Raw genomic sequence first — 16,957 nt, 5'->3', positions numbered from 1 at the left:
TGATCAAAGCACTGGCGGTGCGGGTGGTACAGGTGGTGCTAGACGGGCAGCAATGGATGTCAGAATCGCCCGCAACTCCTCTGGAGCGCCTGCTGTTAAATCCTGGGATGTCTGCGCACTAAGAACACGGACGTGCGTGCTGGGCTTACCACGCCCAAGGAAAAGATAGCGATACCATCGCAAGAGTTGATCTTGGTCTGCACCATAGAGGTAGCCTTGACCTTCGTCGCCCAGCACCGCCGTACGTGGGTCACCCCGTTGCGACGGCCCCAGCCGACCGGGCTCAAGAACCTGGTACGCAGCAGGAAAGGCACGCATCATCGAATAATCAAGATCCAGAGGAGAGCAGAAAAACACGTTGAATCGTCGCAATGAAGTGGCCCAGTTAGTCAAACCGACGAAGTCTGTTATTAGGTGCGTATCAAAGACAGCCAGATTTGATGCAGGCCCCGCAGGGTCTGGCTGTGCGAAGATTGCCTGCGGCGAAACACCATTTTCTAAAAGCTGGGCGCATGCTGTCTTGATGCGGCCCCATCCGCCGCCGTCACGCCCCCAATCAAGATCGAGGAGCGTCGCGTAGGGGATGTCGAGATCAGTCAGGAGACGCCACAGATGATTGACATGCCGCCCACCGAGGGGAACGACGGCAACGAAGGAACGATCTATGTCAAAGCCCATCGCCTCTGCGAGGCGTGGCAGCACCACTTCTTCGGTGGCGCCCTCCCCAAGCACCGCAAAGCGGGCGAAGTAAAGCTCAGGGTAGGTGCGGACGGCCTCTCGCACAAATTTCGATGCGTCCTCCTGACCGATCGGTAACTTAATAGCCCTAACCCGGGCAGTTCGGCTGGCTGGGTCGAGACGGAAATGCCTGACTTGCGACGGATCAACTCGCGCAAGAATGCTCACTGAATGACTAGAAATAACCGCCTGAGCTCGATTCCCGCTCGTTAAATCTTCGATTTGCCGAACGATGCGTGAAAGGTAGAAAGGAGCGAGATTGTTTTCCGGTTCCTCGACCGCGATGAGCGTCAATGCAGGCAGAGGCACTCCGCCAGGCTGGAATCCAGCCGCCTCCGGGTCATCGGCGATACCGCCCTCGACATCCAGCGTTGCTGCCGTCATCGCTAAATGAAACAGCGAACGCTGTCCATCGCTCAGCTCGTCGAGCGCGCGCTCACGGCCTGCTATATCGGGATGGAAAACTACTTCGACCTTTCGGATGAACTCCTGAAAACGCAGGTCGACTGGCCGAAACAGTGGAGTCGTTTCAGTACCTGCGTTATGGACCTCTTGCCAACGTCGCTGCACAGCGGCTGCAACGAGGTCGACAGCAGGCTCACCGGCGAAGGCGCCATTCAGTGTGGCACCGGCTTCGGAGAATGTGTCCCGAACACCCTGAGACCAGTTGATCGCACGCCATAAACGCCCACGCAGAAAGGCCGTTACTTGGGATGCGCCATCGCGCGATGCAGGCACATAGATCATCTGGATGCGATTGCGGTCGATAGCCTTCAGCTCAATGCAATCAGCCTCGTTGAATTCTCCGAGGTTACGAACTGCGCGATATTTCTGCTCAATGAGTCCGTCAAGTGATCCGTCATCTGTCCAGGTTGCTTCAAGCCTAAGTCGACATTTCAGCCGGCCAGCTTCGTCGGCGGCCATCTGGTTGAAGAACTCCGGAATAGCTACCCCATCACCTCCATTGTCCAGTTCGGGAAAAGCGATGATTGCCTCAAGCACAAAGGTACGCTGGACCGGCGCAGTAGTCTCATCGGCGGGAATATGAAAGTCATGGAGCCTCAGACGCCGATGCTCCCCGGTGATGCCGAAGAGCCGCTGAAGCGCCTGCATCACCGCGGTCTTGCCTGCACCATTTACGCCTATGAATGCCGTGAGACCGGGCGTGAGATCAATCGTCAACGCCTCAGGACCGAAGCATCGGAAATTGATCAGATTGAGCCGCTCAATGAACATATCTATACGACCTCCAGACTTGGAGTCTCGATTGTTTGGTGTAGTCGCTTGATGGTCAAGTGCTGTACCGATAGATTAATCGGTGAATACTCAACTCAGACCGCTGAAAATCATTCCATGCCTTTTTGAGCCAATAGACATTGGCTTCGTTCAGGCATACTGGTGTTGCCGTTGGAAGCTATGAAGCCGTCTTGTACTTTAGCCATCACACGCAAATCCAGATATAATCGCAGCCCCCCCAAAGATGCTCCGTTTGAGCAAGAAACTCAGCACCTCTAAATTTATTATTAATATTAGAACGCCTTAAAAAACTCAAATCAAACACCAGAAACTGATCTAGCCTCAACAATAACACGCTGCCTTTTAAACTCTTCAACTTCCTTCAAAACATACTCAACATGGTGAGTAGTATCAATAGCAATCCACTTTGATGCCAACCCTCTAAACGCCCAGTGGCTACAATCTAGGAGTTCTTTGTCACCCCAGCTAAATTCCGGCCCTTCATAATATCCAGAATCGATAATTTTCTGGGCAAGGCCATAGTATTGACCACCCTTCTCACCAGTTTTTAACTGATAGCCTCGGGCGATAAAGTAGCCATCCTGAATGGTATATCTAATTTTACCGTTCTGATTGCCTGCCCCACCCGACACTAGAGAGCCAGGCCCCCTCACACCATAATCGGAAAAACCTACATCTTTAAAGCCTTGCAGAGAAACAATACTTTTCCATGCAAGCATTTCTTTGCGAGGAACTGTTTTCTCTGTGCTCGGCAATGGAACAACCGAGGAAATATAAGCACCTATTGAACAACCCGAGACGACAAATTTTTGATGCCCAGCACGCCTAAAAATTTCAATTACACGCTCGGCCTGCGTGGTTATTTTTGGGATCTCATACTTTGCGGATGTGACATCACCAAAATCGATCATAACTGCTGTCGCACGAGGATCATAGTTAAGAGTAGCTGCAATATCTTCCAGCCTGGCTAAAAACTCATCTTCCTCGGCCATCTCTTCCGCAGAGTCAACATTCATCACAAGCCTAAGAATGACCTCCTTATCTGCCTTGTGAGTTAATCCTTTGAATGCGTATACATATATCGGATCATCCCAACGCATACAATCCACAACGGGAGTAACTCTCACTCCAAAATATTCTGCTTGCTTACAAAAAAACTGGATTACATGTTCACCACCTTCAGTCTGGGCGTTAGGCGCCCATAAAGGCAAATCTACATAAGCATCCCTGTGCTTCCATACCTTAGAGATGGCATGAGCAATATTTGTAAGAAACGCTTCTACAACTGAGACATTCTTTCCTTTAAACTTTTCCTTGTCTTTGTCTGTAATCTGAGGTACGTCAAACCAAGGCTTAAGATTGTTCCTTGTGCTCTCAAAAAGGCAGCCTAACGCGTCTAACTCTCCTTCTTTAGCCTTGAGTATTGGAATATAAGTTGATTGCATTTTCATTCACCTTCTGAATTATTAAAAAACAAACGTCTTACATCCCCGTGCCCGATCAGGTCATTGTACAACTGATAATTTTCCGTCTCCCTCCTTATTCTACCCGCGATAATAGAAGGATGAATTTTAAGCTCCCTTGATAGCTTATCTATATTTTCACGACTTGGAGCAAGGCATGCCTCGCTACGCCGCCATAAAATACGGGGAATAAACGCCTCTCTAGCAAGGCGGTTCGCTTCGGCTTCTCTCTTATCTTCAGATGTAGCATCCAAATCATCGAGAAAGGTTTCATTTTTTCCTACGTGTTTCCACAAATGAGCAAGCTCATGCAACAGCGTAAACCAAAAATTGTCCAGCCTATCATGACGCAATGTCATACCAATTATAGGTCGTCCATCTACATCCTTTAAAGCTGCCCCATCCAACAATGTACCCTTCAAATGAGGCTCCACTATCAGGGCGATACCACTTTTTTGCAAAAACTCTACCGCCAGCAAAGGCCCATTATCGAACCAGCTTAAGCGAGCAACTTCTTGTAAAAAAGAAGCTGACATGACACTTTCACTAAAAACACCGATTGAAGATTTTTTTTCACGAGACTTCTGAATCACCCTTACAAGCCATGCATGAAGAGCATATTTAGTTGTGGGTGAATAAGCATCCCCAGCAAGTGAGCGTTTGAAAGCCGTATCCCCGAACTGCCATCCAATTTGAGATATAAACTCTTGAACAATATCCTCAGTTGAGCGCGATACTTTTCCAGCAAACTTTTGGATCCACCCCCTTGCAATCATCTCCTTAACGGGAAATCTGGACCAATCAATGTCATTTTTTGTTTTTTGGCTTTCAGAATCACCCACACCTATAAGTGTTTCTGCTGAAATACCTAACCCGATTGAGATGGCTCTGATCATCGGGACAGTTAATGGTCTTTTCCTCGACAATATCTCTGAAACTCTACTTCGCGTTCCAAAATAGGGTATAAGATCGGCCTGTTTATACCCTTTCTCTTGCATACGAAAAATAATGGCATCAACGGGATCAGGTAGCTCCACGGGATAGCGTTTGCTCTCATATGCCTCTATCAGCACGATAAGTAACTCAAGACGCTCACTGTTTTCAGATCCAGGGGTCGGCATAAGAGTCATGAGCTTATGGAGTTCATCCAAGTAAGCTCTATGCTGCTCTTCTGTGCGAATTACCCTAGTATCCATTTGCATCTTCTATATTTACCAAACCGGTGATCAAAACGACTTTTTGCGGAAAGCTCACAAACACCTCTATAACATACAGCCCTGAAGACACTGAAAAACGGTATTTACCAGAGCCTATTTCTAGTGCCTTTGGGAATTGCGTCAAGACATCCCCAGGTCCGGCCCACGCCGCATGACACACCTCTGAAAGCCAGGCTGACACCCAAAGATCTGTAGCCCTCTCTCGCCCCCTGAGGCTTTCGAGCTTGTCCCTACCAAAAAGATGCATAAATGTGTTCCCAATTTGGGATTAGAATACGTCGGAAAGCGGCCATCGTCAATTTATATTCCCAATATGGGAACACGGCCAAGTCATGGCCTTTTACCATCGCTATTCGTTTTAGCAGAACACATGCTCCTTTAGGAAGACCCCCCCCCGCACCCCGCTTAGTTAATATTGCTTTTGTGGAGGCTTCAGCCGCGTGCTGGGAAACTCGCATGCACGGTTCTTAGGGGGGTTGGATGACGGTAACCGTGCCTGACAACCCGACAACCAGATCCGGCCGTGGGCGCGGAGTCGCAAGAATTGGCCACTTGCCGGCTCACTGCCCAGCGACAAACGAGCGGTAGCGCTCATGAGTCTGATCCAACCGGCACGGTTCAACGGGCATGACCCGTATGCCATCTGAAGGATGCACTCACGCGCATACCGACGTAGGGGGCGAGTGAGATTTCCGAGTTGCTACCGCACAGATGGTAATCGGCTTAGTTAAGCAAGACGGAGGCCCGGACGCATACCAAATCACCAAGGTTCACCAGGGACGAGCCCAATGCTTCTCGCAGGTCGTGCCTGAGGACCCATTACCCTGATCGGCGGCCTTGGCGCTCATGCACCACTGGCTGCTTGCATTGAAATTTTCGGGCAAGCATCGCCCTCCTGATTTCACTATTCTGCGCCCTAGGCAGCCCCCATTGGTGAAGACGGGACGAAACTAGGCGCTTTACAGTCAATAGATATTATCGCGCTGCCACAGTTCTAGGAGCAGGAAAAGGCTAAACTTTGGCTCACTCAGTTTGACAATAAGCCAGCTAACCTCGCACTCGCTGAGAAACTGTTGGATTCGGTCAACTACTGTCCTGTCGTTGAGCTCAAAAGCAGCCTGATCAAGCTACTTCGCCAAAAACTCCCACTTAAAAGCGGCTCAACGCCGCTATTTCCGTAGCTTCCAGGCGTTCAGTGGGCCTTAGTGGAAGCAAATATGGCGCAGCGGACGAGACTCGAACACAACCAAGCCTCTCAAATGGTAAAGCTATTAAGATCCAAGATATCCGTGGGAGTAAATGTGGGAGTATTTTTCAGGCATGAAAAAGCCCAACCTTTTCAGATTGGGCTAAGTCATTGAATAATATGGTCGGGACGGAGTGATTCGAACACTCGACCCCTAGCACCCCATGCTAGTGCGCTACCGGACTGCGCTACGCCCCGACTAGGCGTGAAACTCGTCCCTCATCTCGAAGGACGCTCAAGAATATATCCCAAGCTTTTGAAAACTGGAAGTATTTTAAAGCAAAAAATTACTTCTTGAGCACAACCAGCACATCTTCCAACTCGGCAATCATCTGCCGGATCATCTGCTTGTACTGGGTGGTGTCATCTTTGGCTTCATCGCCGGACAAACGCAAGCGTGCGCCGCCGATGGTGAACCCCTGATCGTAAAGGAGCGCGCGGATCTGCCGGATCATCAGCACGTCCTGGCGCTGATAATACCGGCGGTTTCCGCGGCGTTTGACGGGGTTGAGTTGAGGAAACTCCTGCTCCCAGTAGCGCAGCACGTGTGGTTTTACCGCACACAGCTCGCTGACTTCACCAATGGTGAAGTAGCGTTTGCCGGGTATGACGGGAAGCTCGTCGTTATGACTTGGTTCCAGCATAAGCCTCAACTCGGGCCTTCAACTTCTGCCCTGGACGAAAGGTGACCACACGGCGAGCCGTGATCGGGATTTCTTCCCCCGTTTTCGGATTGCGGCCAGGCCGCTGGCGTTTGTCCCGAAGGTCGAAATTGCCGAAACCGGACAATTTGACTTGTTCGTTGTCTTCAAGCGCGTGCCTGATTTCTTCAAAAAACAGTTCGACCAATTCCTTGGCTTCCCGTTTGTTCAGGCCCAGCTCTTCATACAGACGTTCCGCCATCTCAGCTTTCGTCAAAGCCCCCATACGTCACTTCCTTAACGTGGCGTCCAACCTTTGTTCGAGCGAGGTGAGGATGTTTTGTGTCGTGGTATTCACCTCATCGTCATTAAGAGTGCGCGATGGATGCTGCCAGGTCAAGCCGACTGCAAGGCTTTTTCTATCAGGATCAATGCCTTTACCCTGATACACGTCAAATAGCCTGAGGTCTGTCAGCCATTCGCCTGCATTCTCACGGATTACGTTCAGCACGGCGCTGGCCGCGACGTCCTTGTGCGCAATCAGGGCCAGGTCACGTCGCACTTCAGGAAAGCGCGATAACTCTTGGAATTTAGGCATTTTACCCAATGCCACTTCAGCCAGGACCAGCTCGAAGACGAAGACTGGACGGTCGAGACCGAGGGTTTTCGACAGTTCGGGGTGGATAGCGCCGACGAAGCCGACCAGGCGTCCTTCACGTTCGATGCGCGCGGTTTGACCCGGGTGCAATGCAGGGTGTTTGCCCGGCACGAAGGTGAACGAATCCAGGGCACCGGCGAAGCCCAGCACTGCTTCAACGTCGGCCTTGACGTCGAAGAAGTCGACGACATCGCGACCTTGGGCCCAGCCTTCCGGCAGACGGCTGCCGCAGACGACGCCCGCGAGCATTGGCTCTTGCTTGAGGCCTGCCAGCTGACCGACGAAGCGCAGGCCGCTTTCGAACAGGCGGACGCGATCCTGCTGGCGGTTCAGGTTGTGCTGCAGTGCCTTGACCAGGCCGGGCCACAGCGACGAGCGCATGGCGGCCATGTCGTTGGAGATCGGGTTGGCCAGTAGCAGGGGTTCGACACCCGGATTAAACAACTCGAATTGTTTCGGATCGATGAAGCTGTAGGTGATCGCTTCCTGATAGCCACGGGCTACCAGCAGACGCCGCAGTTCAGGAAGGTCGCTACGGGCTTCAGCCTTGGCTTGCGGTGCCAGGCGGGCTTGCGGGTAACGGACTGGCAGACGGTTGTAGCCGTAGAGGCGGGCCAGTTCTTCGATCAGGTCGACTTCCAGGCTGATGTCGAAGCGATGGCTTGGCACTTCTACGCGCCACTGCCCTGCCCCGTCCGCGGAAACGGTCAGGCCCAGGGCGTTGAGCAGGCGCTCGACTTCGGCCGGGTTCATTTCCATGCCGAGCATCTGGGTGATGCGCTGGGCACGCAGGGTGACCGGGACGATCTTCGGCAGGTGCTGCTCGCTGACGGTTTCGATGATCGGGCCGGCTTCGCCGCCGGTGATTTCCAGCAGCAGGCCAGTGGCGCGCTCCATGGCTTCACGGGCCAGCTGCCAGTCCACGCCACGCTCGTAGCGGTGCGAGGCGTCGGTGTGCAGGCCATAGGAACGGGCCTTGCCGGCGACGGCGATCTGGTCGAAGAATGCGCTTTCGAGGAATACATCGCGGGTGGTCGCGGTGTCGACGCCGCTGTGCTCGCCGCCCATGACGCCGGCGATGGCCAGCGCGCGGGTGTGGTCGGCGATCACCAGGGTATCGCTACGCAGGCTGACTTCCTGACCGTCGAGCAGCACCAGCTTCTCGCCTTCTTCGGCCATGCGTACGCGGATGCCGCCATTGATTTCGGCGAGATCGAACGCGTGCAGCGGCTGACCCAGTTCCAGCATCACATAGTTGGTGATGTCGACGGCGGCGTCGATGCTGCGCACGTCGGCACGGCGCAGACGCTCGACCATCCACAAAGGCGTTGCCTTGGACAGGTCGACGTTACGGATCACGCGACCCAGGTAACGCGGGCAGGCGGCGGGCGCCAGCACTTCAACCGAGCGCACTTCGTCGTGCACGGCCGGCACGGTGGCGATGACCGGACGGGTGACTTCGGTGGCGTACAGCGCGCCGACTTCACGGGCCAGGCCGGCCAGGGACAGGCAGTCGCCGCGGTTCGGGGTCAGGTCGACCTCGATGCTCGAGTCGTCCAGGCCCAGGTATTCCCGGATGTCCTCGCCGACCGGTGCATCGTCCGGCAATTCCATCAGGCCGTCGTTGCCTTCGCCGACTTGCAGCTCGACCTGGGAGCACAGCATGCCGTTGGACTCGACGCCGCGCAGCTTGGCTTTCTTGATCTTGAAGTCGCCCGGCAGTTCGGCACCGATCATGGCGAACGGGATCTTCAGGCCCGGGCGCACGTTGGGTGCACCGCATACTACCTGGAAAGTCTCCGCGCCATTGCTGACCTGGCACACGCGCAGCTTGTCGGCGTCCGGGTGCTGCTCGGTGCTCAGCACCTCGCCCACCACCACACCGGTGAATTCGCCGGCGGCCGGCGTCACGCTATCGACCTCAAGACCGGCCATCGACAGACGGGCAACCAGCTCGTCGCGACCTACCTGCGGGCTAACCCAGGCACGCAGCCATTTTTCACTGAATTTCATCCTGCTCTCCTAAGAATTCGTTACGACTAGCGAAATTGCGCGAGGAACCGCAAGTCGTTGTCGAAGAACAGACGCAAGTCGTTCACGCCGTAACGCAGCATGGCCAGACGCTCGACGCCCATGCCGAAGGCAAAGCCCGAAAACTCTTCCGGGTCGATCCCGGACATGCGCAGCACGTTGGGGTGAACCATGCCGCAGCCCATGACTTCCAGCCAGCCGGTCTGTTTGCAGACACGGCAGCCTTTACCGCTGCACATCACGCATTCCATGTCGACTTCAGCGGATGGCTCGGTGAACGGGAAGTACGAAGGACGGAAACGCACGGCCAGTTCTTTTTCGAAGAACACGCGCAGGAACTCTTCGATGGTGCCTTTGAGGTCGGCGAAATTGATGTCGCGATCGACCAGCAGGCCTTCGACCTGGTGGAACATCGGCGAGTGGGTGATATCGGAGTCGCTGCGGTACACACGGCCCGGGCAGACGATGCGGATCGGCGGTCGTTTCGATTCCATGGTGCGGACCTGTACCGGCGAGGTATGGGTGCGCAGCAACATGTTGGCATTGAAATAGAAGGTGTCATGCATCGACCGGGCCGGGTGATGGCCTGGGATGTTGAGCGCTTCGAAGTTGTGGTAGTCGTCTTCGACCTCAGGGCCTTCGGCAATGCCGTAGCCGATGTGGGTGAAGAACTGTTCGATACGTTCCAGAGTGCGGGTAACCGGATGCAGACCACCCGAGGTCTGGCCGCGGCCAGGCAGGGTCACGTCAATGGACTCGGCGGACAGTTTGGCGGCCAGGTCGGCCTCTTCAAACAGTGCCTTGCGCGCATTGAGAACCTCTGTGACACGCTCCTTGGCAACGTTGATCAGGGCGCCGACTTGCGGACGCTCCTCTGCCGGCAGATTCCCCAGGGTCTTCATCACCTGAGTCAATTCGCCCTTCTTGCCAAGGTAGTGAACCCGGATTTGCTCCAGGGCATTGATATCTTCAGCGCTTTGCACAGCCTCTAGTGCTTGAGAGACGAGCGCATCCAGGTTTTCCATGTACAGACTCCAGATACAAAATAGGGGAAGAGCTTGAAGGCTCTTCCCCTATTTATGACGTTTAACACCTGGCCCCACAGAGGTGAGGCCGGGTGACTGTCGGGGGTACTTAAGCCAAGGTGGCTTTAGCTTTCTCGACAATCGCAGCAAACGCCGCTTTTTCGTTCACTGCCAGATCAGCCAGAACCTTGCGGTCGATCTCGATGGACGCTTTTTTCAGGCCGGCGATGAAACGGCTGTAGGACAGGCCGTTGATACGTGCACCAGCGTTGATACGAGCGATCCACAGAGCGCGGAACTGACGTTTTTTCTGACGACGGTCACGGTAGGCGTATTGGCCTGCCTTGATTACCGCTTGCTTGGCAACACGGAATACGCGCGAGCGAGCGCCGTAGTAGCCTTTAGCAAGTTTCAGAATTTTTTTGTGACGTTTACGGGCAATGACGCCACGCTTTACACGAGCCATGAGTTACTTCCTCTATTCTTGACTAAAATTAACGAAGGCGCAGCATGCGCTCGACTTTTGCCACGTCAGACGGATGCAGCAAGCTGCTACCGCGCAGTTGACGCTTACGCTTGGTCGACATTTTAGTCAGGATGTGGCTCTTGAAAGCGTGCTTGTGCTTGATACCGTTAGCAGTTTTCAGAAACCGCTTAGCAGCACCACTTTTAGTTTTCATCTTTGGCATGTTCGGATACTCCGCATTCAGTTGATAAACATAATCGCAAGGCCTGCCGTGCCCTGTTGATTACTTCTTCTTTTTCGGGGCGATGACCATGATCAGCTGGCGTCCTTCCATCTTAGGATGCTGTTCGACCGAACCGTACTCGAGCAAGTCACCTTCAACCCGCTTGAGCAGTTCCATCCCCAGCTCCTGGTGGGCCATCTCACGGCCGCGGAATCGCAAGGATACCTTGGCCCTGTCCCCATCACTCAGGAAACGTACCAGGTTGCGCAGTTTTACCTGGTAATCCCCTTCCTCCGTCCCTGGACGAAACTTGATTTCTTTAACCTGAATCTGCTTCTGGTTTTTCTTGGCCGCGGCAATCTGCTTCTTCTTCTCGAAGATCGATTTGCCGTAGTCCATCAGTTTGCAAACAGGGGGTACTGCATCGGCGGAAATCTCCACCAGATCCAGTTTGGCCTCTTCAGCCTTAAGAAGCGCGTCTTCAATTGACACAATCCCAAGCTGTTCACCCTCAGCTCCAATTAACCGAACCTCGCGTGCCGAGATATTCTCGTTGATCGGGGCTTTCGGTGCAGCTCGTTTATCTTGTCTCATTTCACGCTTAATAGTAATTACTCCGAATCTGGGCGACCACGCCGGGAAACCGCTTGCGCGAGAAACTCAGCGAACTGGGCGACGGGCATCGAGCCCAGGTCAGCACCTTCACGAGTACGCACAGCGACAGTCTGCATCTCGACTTCCCGATCTCCGATAACCAAGAGATAAGGAACCTTGAGCAACGTATGCTCGCGGATTTTAAAGCCGATCTTTTCATTTCTCAAGTCAGACTTGGCACGAAATCCGCTTTCGTTGAGGGTTTTTTCAACCTCGGCGGCAAAATCGGCCTGTTTATCAGTGATATTCATGATCACTGCCTGGGTCGGAGCCAGCCACGCGGGGAACGCACCCTCGTAGTGCTCGATCAGGATTCCGACGAAACGTTCGAAGGAGCCCAGGATCGCCCGGTGCAACATCACCGGGTGCTTGCGACTGTTGTCTTCGGAGACGTATTCGGCTCCCAGACGGATAGGCAGGTTAAAATCGAGCTGAAGGGTACCACATTGCCAGACACGGCCAAGGCAATCTTTCAGCGAGAACTCGATCTTCGGACCGTAGAACGCACCCTCGCCCGGCTGCAGATCGTACGGCAGCCCAGCACTATCAAGGGCTGCAGCCAATGCCGCTTCGGCGCGATCCCACAGTTCGTCGGAACCGACGCGTTTTTCCGGACGAGTGGACAGCTTCATCTCGACGTCTTTGAAGCCGAAATCGGCGTAAACGTCCATGGTCAGCTTGATGAACGCAGCGGATTCGGCCTGCATCTGCTCTTCGGTGCAGAAGATGTGGGCGTCGTCCTGGGTGAAGGCACGCACGCGCATGATGCCGTGCAGCGCACCCGATGGCTCGTTACGGTGACAGGCACCGAATTCGGCCAGGCGCATCGGCAGCTCGCGGTAGCTTTTCAGGCCCTGGTTGAACACCTGCACGTGGCACGGGCAGTTCATCGGCTTGATCGCGTAGTCGCGGTTTTCCGACTGGGTGGTGAACATGTTGTCGCCGTAGTTGGCCCAGTGCCCGGATTTCTCCCACAGGCTGCGGTCAACGACCTGAGGAGTTTTGATCTCCAGGTAACCGTTGTCGCGCTGAACCTTGCGCATGTACTGCTCGAGCACCTGGTACAGGGTCCAGCCGTTCGGGTGCCAGAACACCATGCCCGGCGACTCTTCCTGGGTGTGGAACAGGCCCAGGCGCTTGCCGATCTTGCGGTGATCGCGCTTCTCGGCTTCTTCGATGCGCTGGATATAAGCTGCCAGCTGCTTCTTGTCGGCCCATGCGGTGCCGTAGACGCGCTGCAATTGCTCGTTCTTGGCATCGCCACGCCAGTAGGCGCCGGACAACTTGGTCAGCTTGAAGGATTTGAGGAAGCGCGTGTTCGGCACGTGCGGACCGCGGCACATGTCGACGTATTCTTCGTGATAGTACAGGCCCATGGCCTGCTCGTTCGGCATGTCTTCGACCAGGCGCAGCTTGTAGTCTTCGCCGCGGGCCTTGAACACTTCGATCACTTCGGAACGCGGAGTGACTTTCTTGATCACGTCGTAATCTTTTTCGATCAGCTGCTGCATGCGCTGTTCGATGGCGGCCAGGTCGTCCGGAGTGAAAGGACGTTCGAAGGCGATATCGTAATAGAAGCCTTCGTCGATGACCGGGCCGATGACCATTTTGGCCGTCGGGTACAGCTGCTTGACCGCGTGGCCAACCAGGTGGGCGCAAGAGTGGCGAATGATCTCCAGCCCCTCTTCATCCTTTGGCGTAATGATTTGCAGCGTGGAATCGCTGTCGATGAGGTCGCTGGCGTCGACCAGCTTGCCATCGACCTTGCCGGCCACGGTGGCCTTGGCCAGGCCGGCACCAATGGAGGCGGCGACCTCGGCTACGGAAACCGGGTGATCGAATGAACGTTGACTGCCGTCGGGAAGAGTAATAGTTGGCATGGCGCCTCCTCTCCTAGTGGTGACCCCTACCAAAGGTCACGTGGGTTGGGATGAGCCAGTACAAGATCCGGTCCAGGCCATTCAATGACGAACGCCTGCCTTACAGCGGCAGGAGCCTTGCGGCCAACCGGAAAACCGAACCAGAGTGACTGGGATTCAAATCAGGGTTATTCGCGCCTTTGCCGCCACCGGGACTGAAGGTCATCCGGAGCCTGCAAACGCCCGAGCGTGGCATGCTAGCACAGATGAACGGTCGTCGCCGCAGCGGGACGGCTACGGGGGCAAATCAACGGTTTTTATGCCAGAGTGCTGAACTTGAACCCCGCTTTACCCCTCAGATAACAAGACATTGACCCACAAGGAGCATCCGAGCATGCGTCTGAATCGTTTATTTGCGGTAATCGCCCCCGTCGTCCTGCTGCTGCCGCTGGCCGCCCATGCCGATTGGCCAAAGGGCGAGCGCGAGAAATACATGGCTCAGTGCACCGAGGCAGCCACCCCGCAGATCGGCGCGGCCGCAGCGAAATCTCACTGCGCCTGCGGGGCCGATGCGATCCAATCCTACCCGGCCAGCGACATCCAGGCCTTGATGGACAACACGGCCAATGACGCCCTGAAACAGAAAGCACTGACGAAAATCGCTTCGTGCAAGGCTCCTCCCAAGGCGAAACAGTAAGCCTGACTGACGGCTTTCGAGGCCTCAATCGACGATGAAAAACCACTGAAAAGGGTTTTTTCCTACGATTTTTACAGGTTTTACAGCTTTTTTTATCGTCTTTACTTTCGGCTGAAAGCCTTTAAAACCGGGGCTTTCAGCCATACAAAGCAACAAAGAATGCGCTACTGTAGGACAAACAGCACGTCCGGGGGGCTCCCAAAGCGAACATTTCGACTATGATACCCCGGTGTGCCCAGTTGGCCTGAGCAGCACAGCACTACTGAAAATATATGTTTCTTGGAGATACACCATGTCTAATCGCCAAACCGGCACCGTTAAATGGTTCAACGATGAAAAAGGCTTCGGCTTCATCACTCCTCAAGGTGGCGGTGACGACCTGTTCGTACACTTCAAAGCTATCGAAAGCGACGGTTTCAAAAGCCTGAAAGAAGGCCAGACCGTTTCCTTCGTGGCTGAGAAAGGCCAAAAGGGTATGCAAGCTGCACAAGTCCGCCCAGAGTAAGTTTCTGGCGCACTAAAAAAACCCCGTCCATGTGACGGGGTTTTTTATGGGCGCAACCAAAGCGAAGCGATCAGCCGCAGTTGACGCGGGTGACCACCCGGCTGGCATCGGTGTTCAGGTTCAGGCGATCGGAGCGGTACTCCAGCGTCACCATGTCGGTGGGCAGGAGGAAGCGTGCGTTCTGTGCGCCTGCACGGGTACGTGCCTGCTCCAGCAGTTCGGGCGAAGCCTTTTTGCCTATGGTGAATTCGGCAGCTTTTGCCTCACAACGGCTGTGCCCCGTGTCAGTGGTGGTGACAGGGTCTGTTGTCGACTCGGTGGAGGTAGTGCTGCAACCGGCCAACATGGCAGCGGCCAGCAAAGTACCCAATGACGCGAGCTTCCAAGGCATGAAGCCTCCTTTTTTCAATAGTTGAGCTGAGATCGTGCGACCGCCAATCTGGCGTTTGGTTTCCCGGGGCGTGCTAACACCCTGCCCTCGATCATGAAAAGCGGCGAGTTTGCCTGAGCATCCGCGACTGTCCACCGCGTAATCATGACTGAATATGAACAAGTCTCAATAGACGTCGATGTAATCGAAAGGCGGATTCGGCCAGTTCTGTTTCAGCGCATTGAAGATCTGCATGACCCAGACCTCGTCGCTGGCCGCGACACGCCCGACATAACCGGAGCCTTTGGCCCAGGTTTCCAGGCGAAACAACAGCCCGTCGATATCGGTGCCTCCCACGACGCCCGACGAAATATAGGCGATGCCGCCCTTGGTGACCCGCAGTTGCGTGTGCTCATCATCGCTGGCAGAGGCCAGCAGCTGGCGCACGGCGTCAAGGGTCAAGCCGTCTGGGGTGTTCAAATCGATCTGCAGAGCACGGTCCTTGAAAGTCCATCAAAGGCCAAGTGTCGCATAGCCCTCCTCTCATGCCTAAGTCGGAGTGCCAAACGTCGCGCAAAATGGTTAACTTCACACTCAGACTTTTCCGACTTCACGAGCACCCCCATGACCACCGTACGCATCGACGCCGACATCAAAGCCAGCTGGCCTCAGGGCCATAGCTCCTACAGCCCCGGCAGCCCGGAAGAGTTGGCAATCATTGCGATCGATCTATTGGTCAAGGAGCTGGGAACCGAAGCCTCCCGCTCATTCATCACGCAGGTGTTCGAAAAGTACCCGGAAAATTACCTGGGCATCGCGCAGACAGCCAGGAACTGAGGCCGCAGGCTGGCACCTGCGGGCCGGTCGTTTATTTCAGACGAGCCAGGCGCTCGGTCAGCAGGTCAAAAAAGCCCTGGGCGTCGCCGTTTTCAACCCAGAACGCATTCTTCGGTGCCTTCAGGCCGTCATACCAGTCGACGATGGTCTGGCCGAAGGTCGGGCCTTCACGGCTGTCGACCACCACGTTCACCGAACGACCGGTGAACAGCTCCGGCTTTAGCAGGTAGGCGATGACCGTGGCGTCATGCACCGGGCCACCCGCAAGGCCGTAATGTTCCATGTCGCCTTTGACGTACTCATTGAGAATATCGCTCACCCGCTTGCTGGCAGCATTGTTGATCGCCGCGATCTGCGTCAGGCGTGCCTCGCTGGTGAGCATCTTGTGGGTCACGTCCAGCGGCAGGTAGGTCAGCTTCACCCCACTGTTGAGCACGACCTCGGCCGCCTGCGGGTCGGCGAACAGGTTGAACTCGGCCACCGGGGTGATATTGCCGCCGTTGAAGTGCGCACCGCCCATGACCACCACTTCCTTGATGCCCTGCACGATTCCGGGCGCCTGGATCAAGGCCAGCGCCAGGTTGGTCTGCGGACCGAGCATGGCGATGGTGATGCTGTGGGGCCTGGCGGCCTTCAAGGTCTCGATCAGGTAGTTGACCGCGCCCCCTTCGGCCAGGCCCGCCTTCGGCTCGTAGACGGCGACACCCGACAAGCCTTCCATGCCATGGATGTCCTCGGCGTAGATCGGCGTGCGCAGCAGCGGTTTCGGCGCGCCCGCATACACCGGCACCTCCTCGCGCCCTGCCCACTCGCGGGCCAGCCGCGCATTGCGCGACGTCTTGTCCAGGCGAACATTGCCGGCGACGGTGGTCAGCGCAAGAATGTTCAGTTCTTGCGGCGACGCCAGGGCCAACAGCAAGGCCACCACGTCGTCGGCCCCCGGGTCGGTGTCGATGATCAGGTCGATGCTTTGCGCCGCCTGGGCGCTTGTTGCGGTCATCAGGGACAAAAGAGACTCCGTAGCAGGTGCAGGGGCTGAGCATAGCGGTGGCTCGCGCACGCTTGGTGCA

At 55.3% G+C, this 16,957-nt stretch carries 17 protein-coding genes, 1 tRNA gene and 1 pseudogene; 4 read left to right on the top strand and 15 right to left on the bottom strand.

Annotated elements, in window-relative coordinates; genetic code table 11:
- Nucleotides 1–3 precede the first annotated feature (3 nt).
- The 3 genes from F8N96_RS14490 to F8N96_RS14480 form a co-directional block, all read right to left on the bottom strand.
- Nucleotides 4–1,974, bottom strand: coding sequence for an ATP-dependent nuclease (locus F8N96_RS14490; protein ID WP_150798361.1), 1,971 nt, complete (start codon nucleotides 1,972–1,974; stop codon nucleotides 4–6).
- 317 nt (nucleotides 1,975–2,291) lie between these two features.
- A complete protein-coding gene (locus F8N96_RS14485) occupies nucleotides 2,292–3,440 on the bottom strand; it encodes a beta family protein (RefSeq protein WP_191635350.1) in 1,149 nt (382 codons plus the stop codon).
- Between the two features lie 2 nt (nucleotides 3,441–3,442).
- Nucleotides 3,443–4,654, bottom strand: coding sequence for an ImmA/IrrE family metallo-endopeptidase (locus tag F8N96_RS14480; protein WP_150798359.1), 1,212 nt, complete (start codon nucleotides 4,652–4,654; stop codon nucleotides 3,443–3,445).
- Nucleotides 4,655–5,181: 527 nt separating this feature from the next.
- Between F8N96_RS14480 and F8N96_RS14470 the strand changes: the two are divergent.
- Nucleotides 5,182–5,351: pseudogene (locus F8N96_RS14470) on the top strand (IS66 family transposase); the annotation flags it as partial.
- Nucleotides 5,352–6,042: 691 nt separating this feature from the next.
- Here F8N96_RS14470 and F8N96_RS14465 read toward each other — a convergent pair.
- From F8N96_RS14465 to thrS, 9 genes are all read right to left on the bottom strand, one after another.
- Nucleotides 6,043–6,119 (bottom strand) — tRNA-Pro (locus tag F8N96_RS14465).
- A gap of 89 nt (nucleotides 6,120–6,208) precedes the next feature.
- Nucleotides 6,209–6,565 (bottom strand): MerR family transcriptional regulator, encoded by a 357-nt coding sequence (locus tag F8N96_RS14460; protein ID WP_003179985.1) that lies wholly within the window; start codon nucleotides 6,563–6,565, stop codon nucleotides 6,209–6,211.
- The gene (gene ihfA, locus F8N96_RS14455) at nucleotides 6,546–6,848 is read right to left on the bottom strand and encodes an integration host factor subunit alpha (protein ID WP_002553164.1); all 303 of its coding nucleotides are present in this window, start codon (nucleotides 6,846–6,848) and stop codon (nucleotides 6,546–6,548) included. The genes F8N96_RS14460 and ihfA overlap by 20 nt, the downstream gene beginning before the upstream one ends.
- Before the next feature lie 3 nt (nucleotides 6,849–6,851).
- Entirely contained in the window at nucleotides 6,852–9,233 is a 2,382-nt protein-coding gene (pheT, locus tag F8N96_RS14450) for a phenylalanine--tRNA ligase subunit beta (RefSeq protein ID WP_150798357.1), read from the bottom strand.
- Between the two features lie 26 nt (nucleotides 9,234–9,259).
- A complete protein-coding gene (gene pheS, locus F8N96_RS14445) occupies nucleotides 9,260–10,276 on the bottom strand; it encodes a phenylalanine--tRNA ligase subunit alpha (RefSeq protein ID WP_017337673.1) in 1,017 nt (338 codons plus the stop codon).
- Nucleotides 10,277–10,385: 109 nt separating this feature from the next.
- Nucleotides 10,386–10,742, bottom strand: coding sequence for a 50S ribosomal protein L20 (gene rplT / locus F8N96_RS14440; protein WP_007905879.1), 357 nt, complete (start codon nucleotides 10,740–10,742; stop codon nucleotides 10,386–10,388).
- A 28-nt stretch (nucleotides 10,743–10,770) separates the two neighbouring features.
- Nucleotides 10,771–10,965: a 50S ribosomal protein L35 gene (gene rpmI, locus F8N96_RS14435; protein ID WP_002553160.1), complete on the bottom strand. Its 195-nt coding sequence runs from the start codon at nucleotides 10,963–10,965 to the stop codon at nucleotides 10,771–10,773.
- Nucleotides 10,966–11,025: 60 nt separating this feature from the next.
- Nucleotides 11,026–11,577 carry a translation initiation factor IF-3 gene (gene infC, locus F8N96_RS14430; RefSeq protein WP_169857083.1) on the bottom strand — a complete coding sequence of 184 codons (552 nt, stop codon included), beginning with the start codon at nucleotides 11,575–11,577 and terminating at the stop codon, nucleotides 11,026–11,028.
- The gene (gene thrS, locus F8N96_RS14425) at nucleotides 11,577–13,499 is read right to left on the bottom strand and encodes a threonine--tRNA ligase (RefSeq protein ID WP_150798356.1); all 1,923 of its coding nucleotides are present in this window, start codon (nucleotides 13,497–13,499) and stop codon (nucleotides 11,577–11,579) included. The genes infC and thrS overlap by 1 nt, the downstream gene beginning before the upstream one ends.
- A 373-nt stretch (nucleotides 13,500–13,872) precedes the next feature.
- Between thrS and F8N96_RS14420 the strand changes: the two genes are divergently transcribed.
- Nucleotides 13,873–14,175: a hypothetical protein gene (locus F8N96_RS14420; protein ID WP_150798355.1), complete on the top strand. Its 303-nt coding sequence runs from the start codon at nucleotides 13,873–13,875 to the stop codon at nucleotides 14,173–14,175.
- Nucleotides 14,176–14,467: 292 nt separating this feature from the next.
- Nucleotides 14,468–14,680, top strand: coding sequence for a cold-shock protein (locus F8N96_RS14415; protein WP_003179963.1), 213 nt, complete (start codon nucleotides 14,468–14,470; stop codon nucleotides 14,678–14,680).
- Between the two features lie 70 nt (nucleotides 14,681–14,750).
- On the opposite strand, the gene F8N96_RS14410 is transcribed toward F8N96_RS14415, so the two are convergent.
- Together F8N96_RS14410 and F8N96_RS14405 are read right to left on the bottom strand one after the other, a co-directional pair.
- Entirely contained in the window at nucleotides 14,751–15,071 is a 321-nt protein-coding gene (locus tag F8N96_RS14410) for an I78 family peptidase inhibitor (RefSeq protein ID WP_150743663.1), read from the bottom strand.
- 165 nt (nucleotides 15,072–15,236) lie between these two features.
- Entirely contained in the window at nucleotides 15,237–15,542 is a 306-nt protein-coding gene (locus tag F8N96_RS14405; protein WP_150763162.1) for a hypothetical protein, read from the bottom strand.
- Between the two features lie 132 nt (nucleotides 15,543–15,674).
- On the opposite strand from F8N96_RS14405, the gene F8N96_RS14400 reads away from it, so the two are divergent.
- Entirely contained in the window at nucleotides 15,675–15,887 is a 213-nt protein-coding gene (locus tag F8N96_RS14400; RefSeq protein ID WP_150798354.1) for a hypothetical protein, read from the top strand.
- A gap of 31 nt (nucleotides 15,888–15,918) precedes the next feature.
- On the opposite strand, the gene F8N96_RS14395 is transcribed toward F8N96_RS14400, so the two are convergent.
- Complete coding sequence (locus F8N96_RS14395) at nucleotides 15,919–16,887, bottom strand: nucleoside hydrolase (RefSeq protein ID WP_150798489.1); 969 nt, start codon at nucleotides 16,885–16,887, stop codon at nucleotides 15,919–15,921.
- Nucleotides 16,888–16,957: the final 70 nt, after the last annotated feature.

It is taken from the genome of Pseudomonas fluorescens (genome assembly GCF_902497855.1).
Classification (GTDB): domain Bacteria; phylum Pseudomonadota; class Gammaproteobacteria; order Pseudomonadales; family Pseudomonadaceae; genus Aquipseudomonas; species Aquipseudomonas fluorescens_BI.
Note: the sequence above shows the minus strand (reverse complement) of the source record. Positions and strands in the feature narration are given on the sequence as shown.

Excerpts from the sequence above, each read along its gene's own strand:
- F8N96_RS14490 (WP_150798361.1), bottom strand. The coding sequence starts at position 1,974 with ATGTTCATTGAGCGGCTCAATCTGATCAATTTCCGATGCTTCGGTCCT.
- F8N96_RS14485 (WP_191635350.1), bottom strand. The coding sequence starts at position 3,440 with ATGCAATCAACTTATATTCCAATACTCAAGGCTAAAGAAGGAGAGTTA.
- F8N96_RS14480 (WP_150798359.1), bottom strand. The coding sequence starts at position 4,654 with ATGGATACTAGGGTAATTCGCACAGAAGAGCAGCATAGAGCTTACTTG.
- F8N96_RS14460 (WP_003179985.1), bottom strand. The coding sequence starts at position 6,565 with ATGCTGGAACCAAGTCATAACGACGAGCTTCCCGTCATACCCGGCAAA.
- ihfA (WP_002553164.1), bottom strand. The coding sequence starts at position 6,848 with ATGGGGGCTTTGACGAAAGCTGAGATGGCGGAACGTCTGTATGAAGAG.
- pheT (WP_150798357.1), bottom strand. The coding sequence starts at position 9,233 with ATGAAATTCAGTGAAAAATGGCTGCGTGCCTGGGTTAGCCCGCAGGTA.
- pheS (WP_017337673.1), bottom strand. The coding sequence starts at position 10,276 with ATGGAAAACCTGGATGCGCTCGTCTCTCAAGCACTAGAGGCTGTGCAA.
- rplT (WP_007905879.1), bottom strand. The coding sequence starts at position 10,742 with ATGGCTCGTGTAAAGCGTGGCGTCATTGCCCGTAAACGTCACAAAAAA.
- rpmI (WP_002553160.1), bottom strand. The coding sequence starts at position 10,965 with ATGCCAAAGATGAAAACTAAAAGTGGTGCTGCTAAGCGGTTTCTGAAA.
- thrS (WP_150798356.1), bottom strand. The coding sequence starts at position 13,499 with ATGCCAACTATTACTCTTCCCGACGGCAGTCAACGTTCATTCGATCAC.
- F8N96_RS14420 (WP_150798355.1), top strand. The coding sequence starts at position 13,873 with ATGCGTCTGAATCGTTTATTTGCGGTAATCGCCCCCGTCGTCCTGCTG.
- F8N96_RS14415 (WP_003179963.1), top strand. The coding sequence starts at position 14,468 with ATGTCTAATCGCCAAACCGGCACCGTTAAATGGTTCAACGATGAAAAA.
- F8N96_RS14410 (WP_150743663.1), bottom strand. The coding sequence starts at position 15,071 with ATGCCTTGGAAGCTCGCGTCATTGGGTACTTTGCTGGCCGCTGCCATG.
- F8N96_RS14400 (WP_150798354.1), top strand. The coding sequence starts at position 15,675 with ATGACCACCGTACGCATCGACGCCGACATCAAAGCCAGCTGGCCTCAG.
- F8N96_RS14395 (WP_150798489.1), bottom strand. The coding sequence starts at position 16,887 with ATGACCGCAACAAGCGCCCAGGCGGCGCAAAGCATCGACCTGATCATC.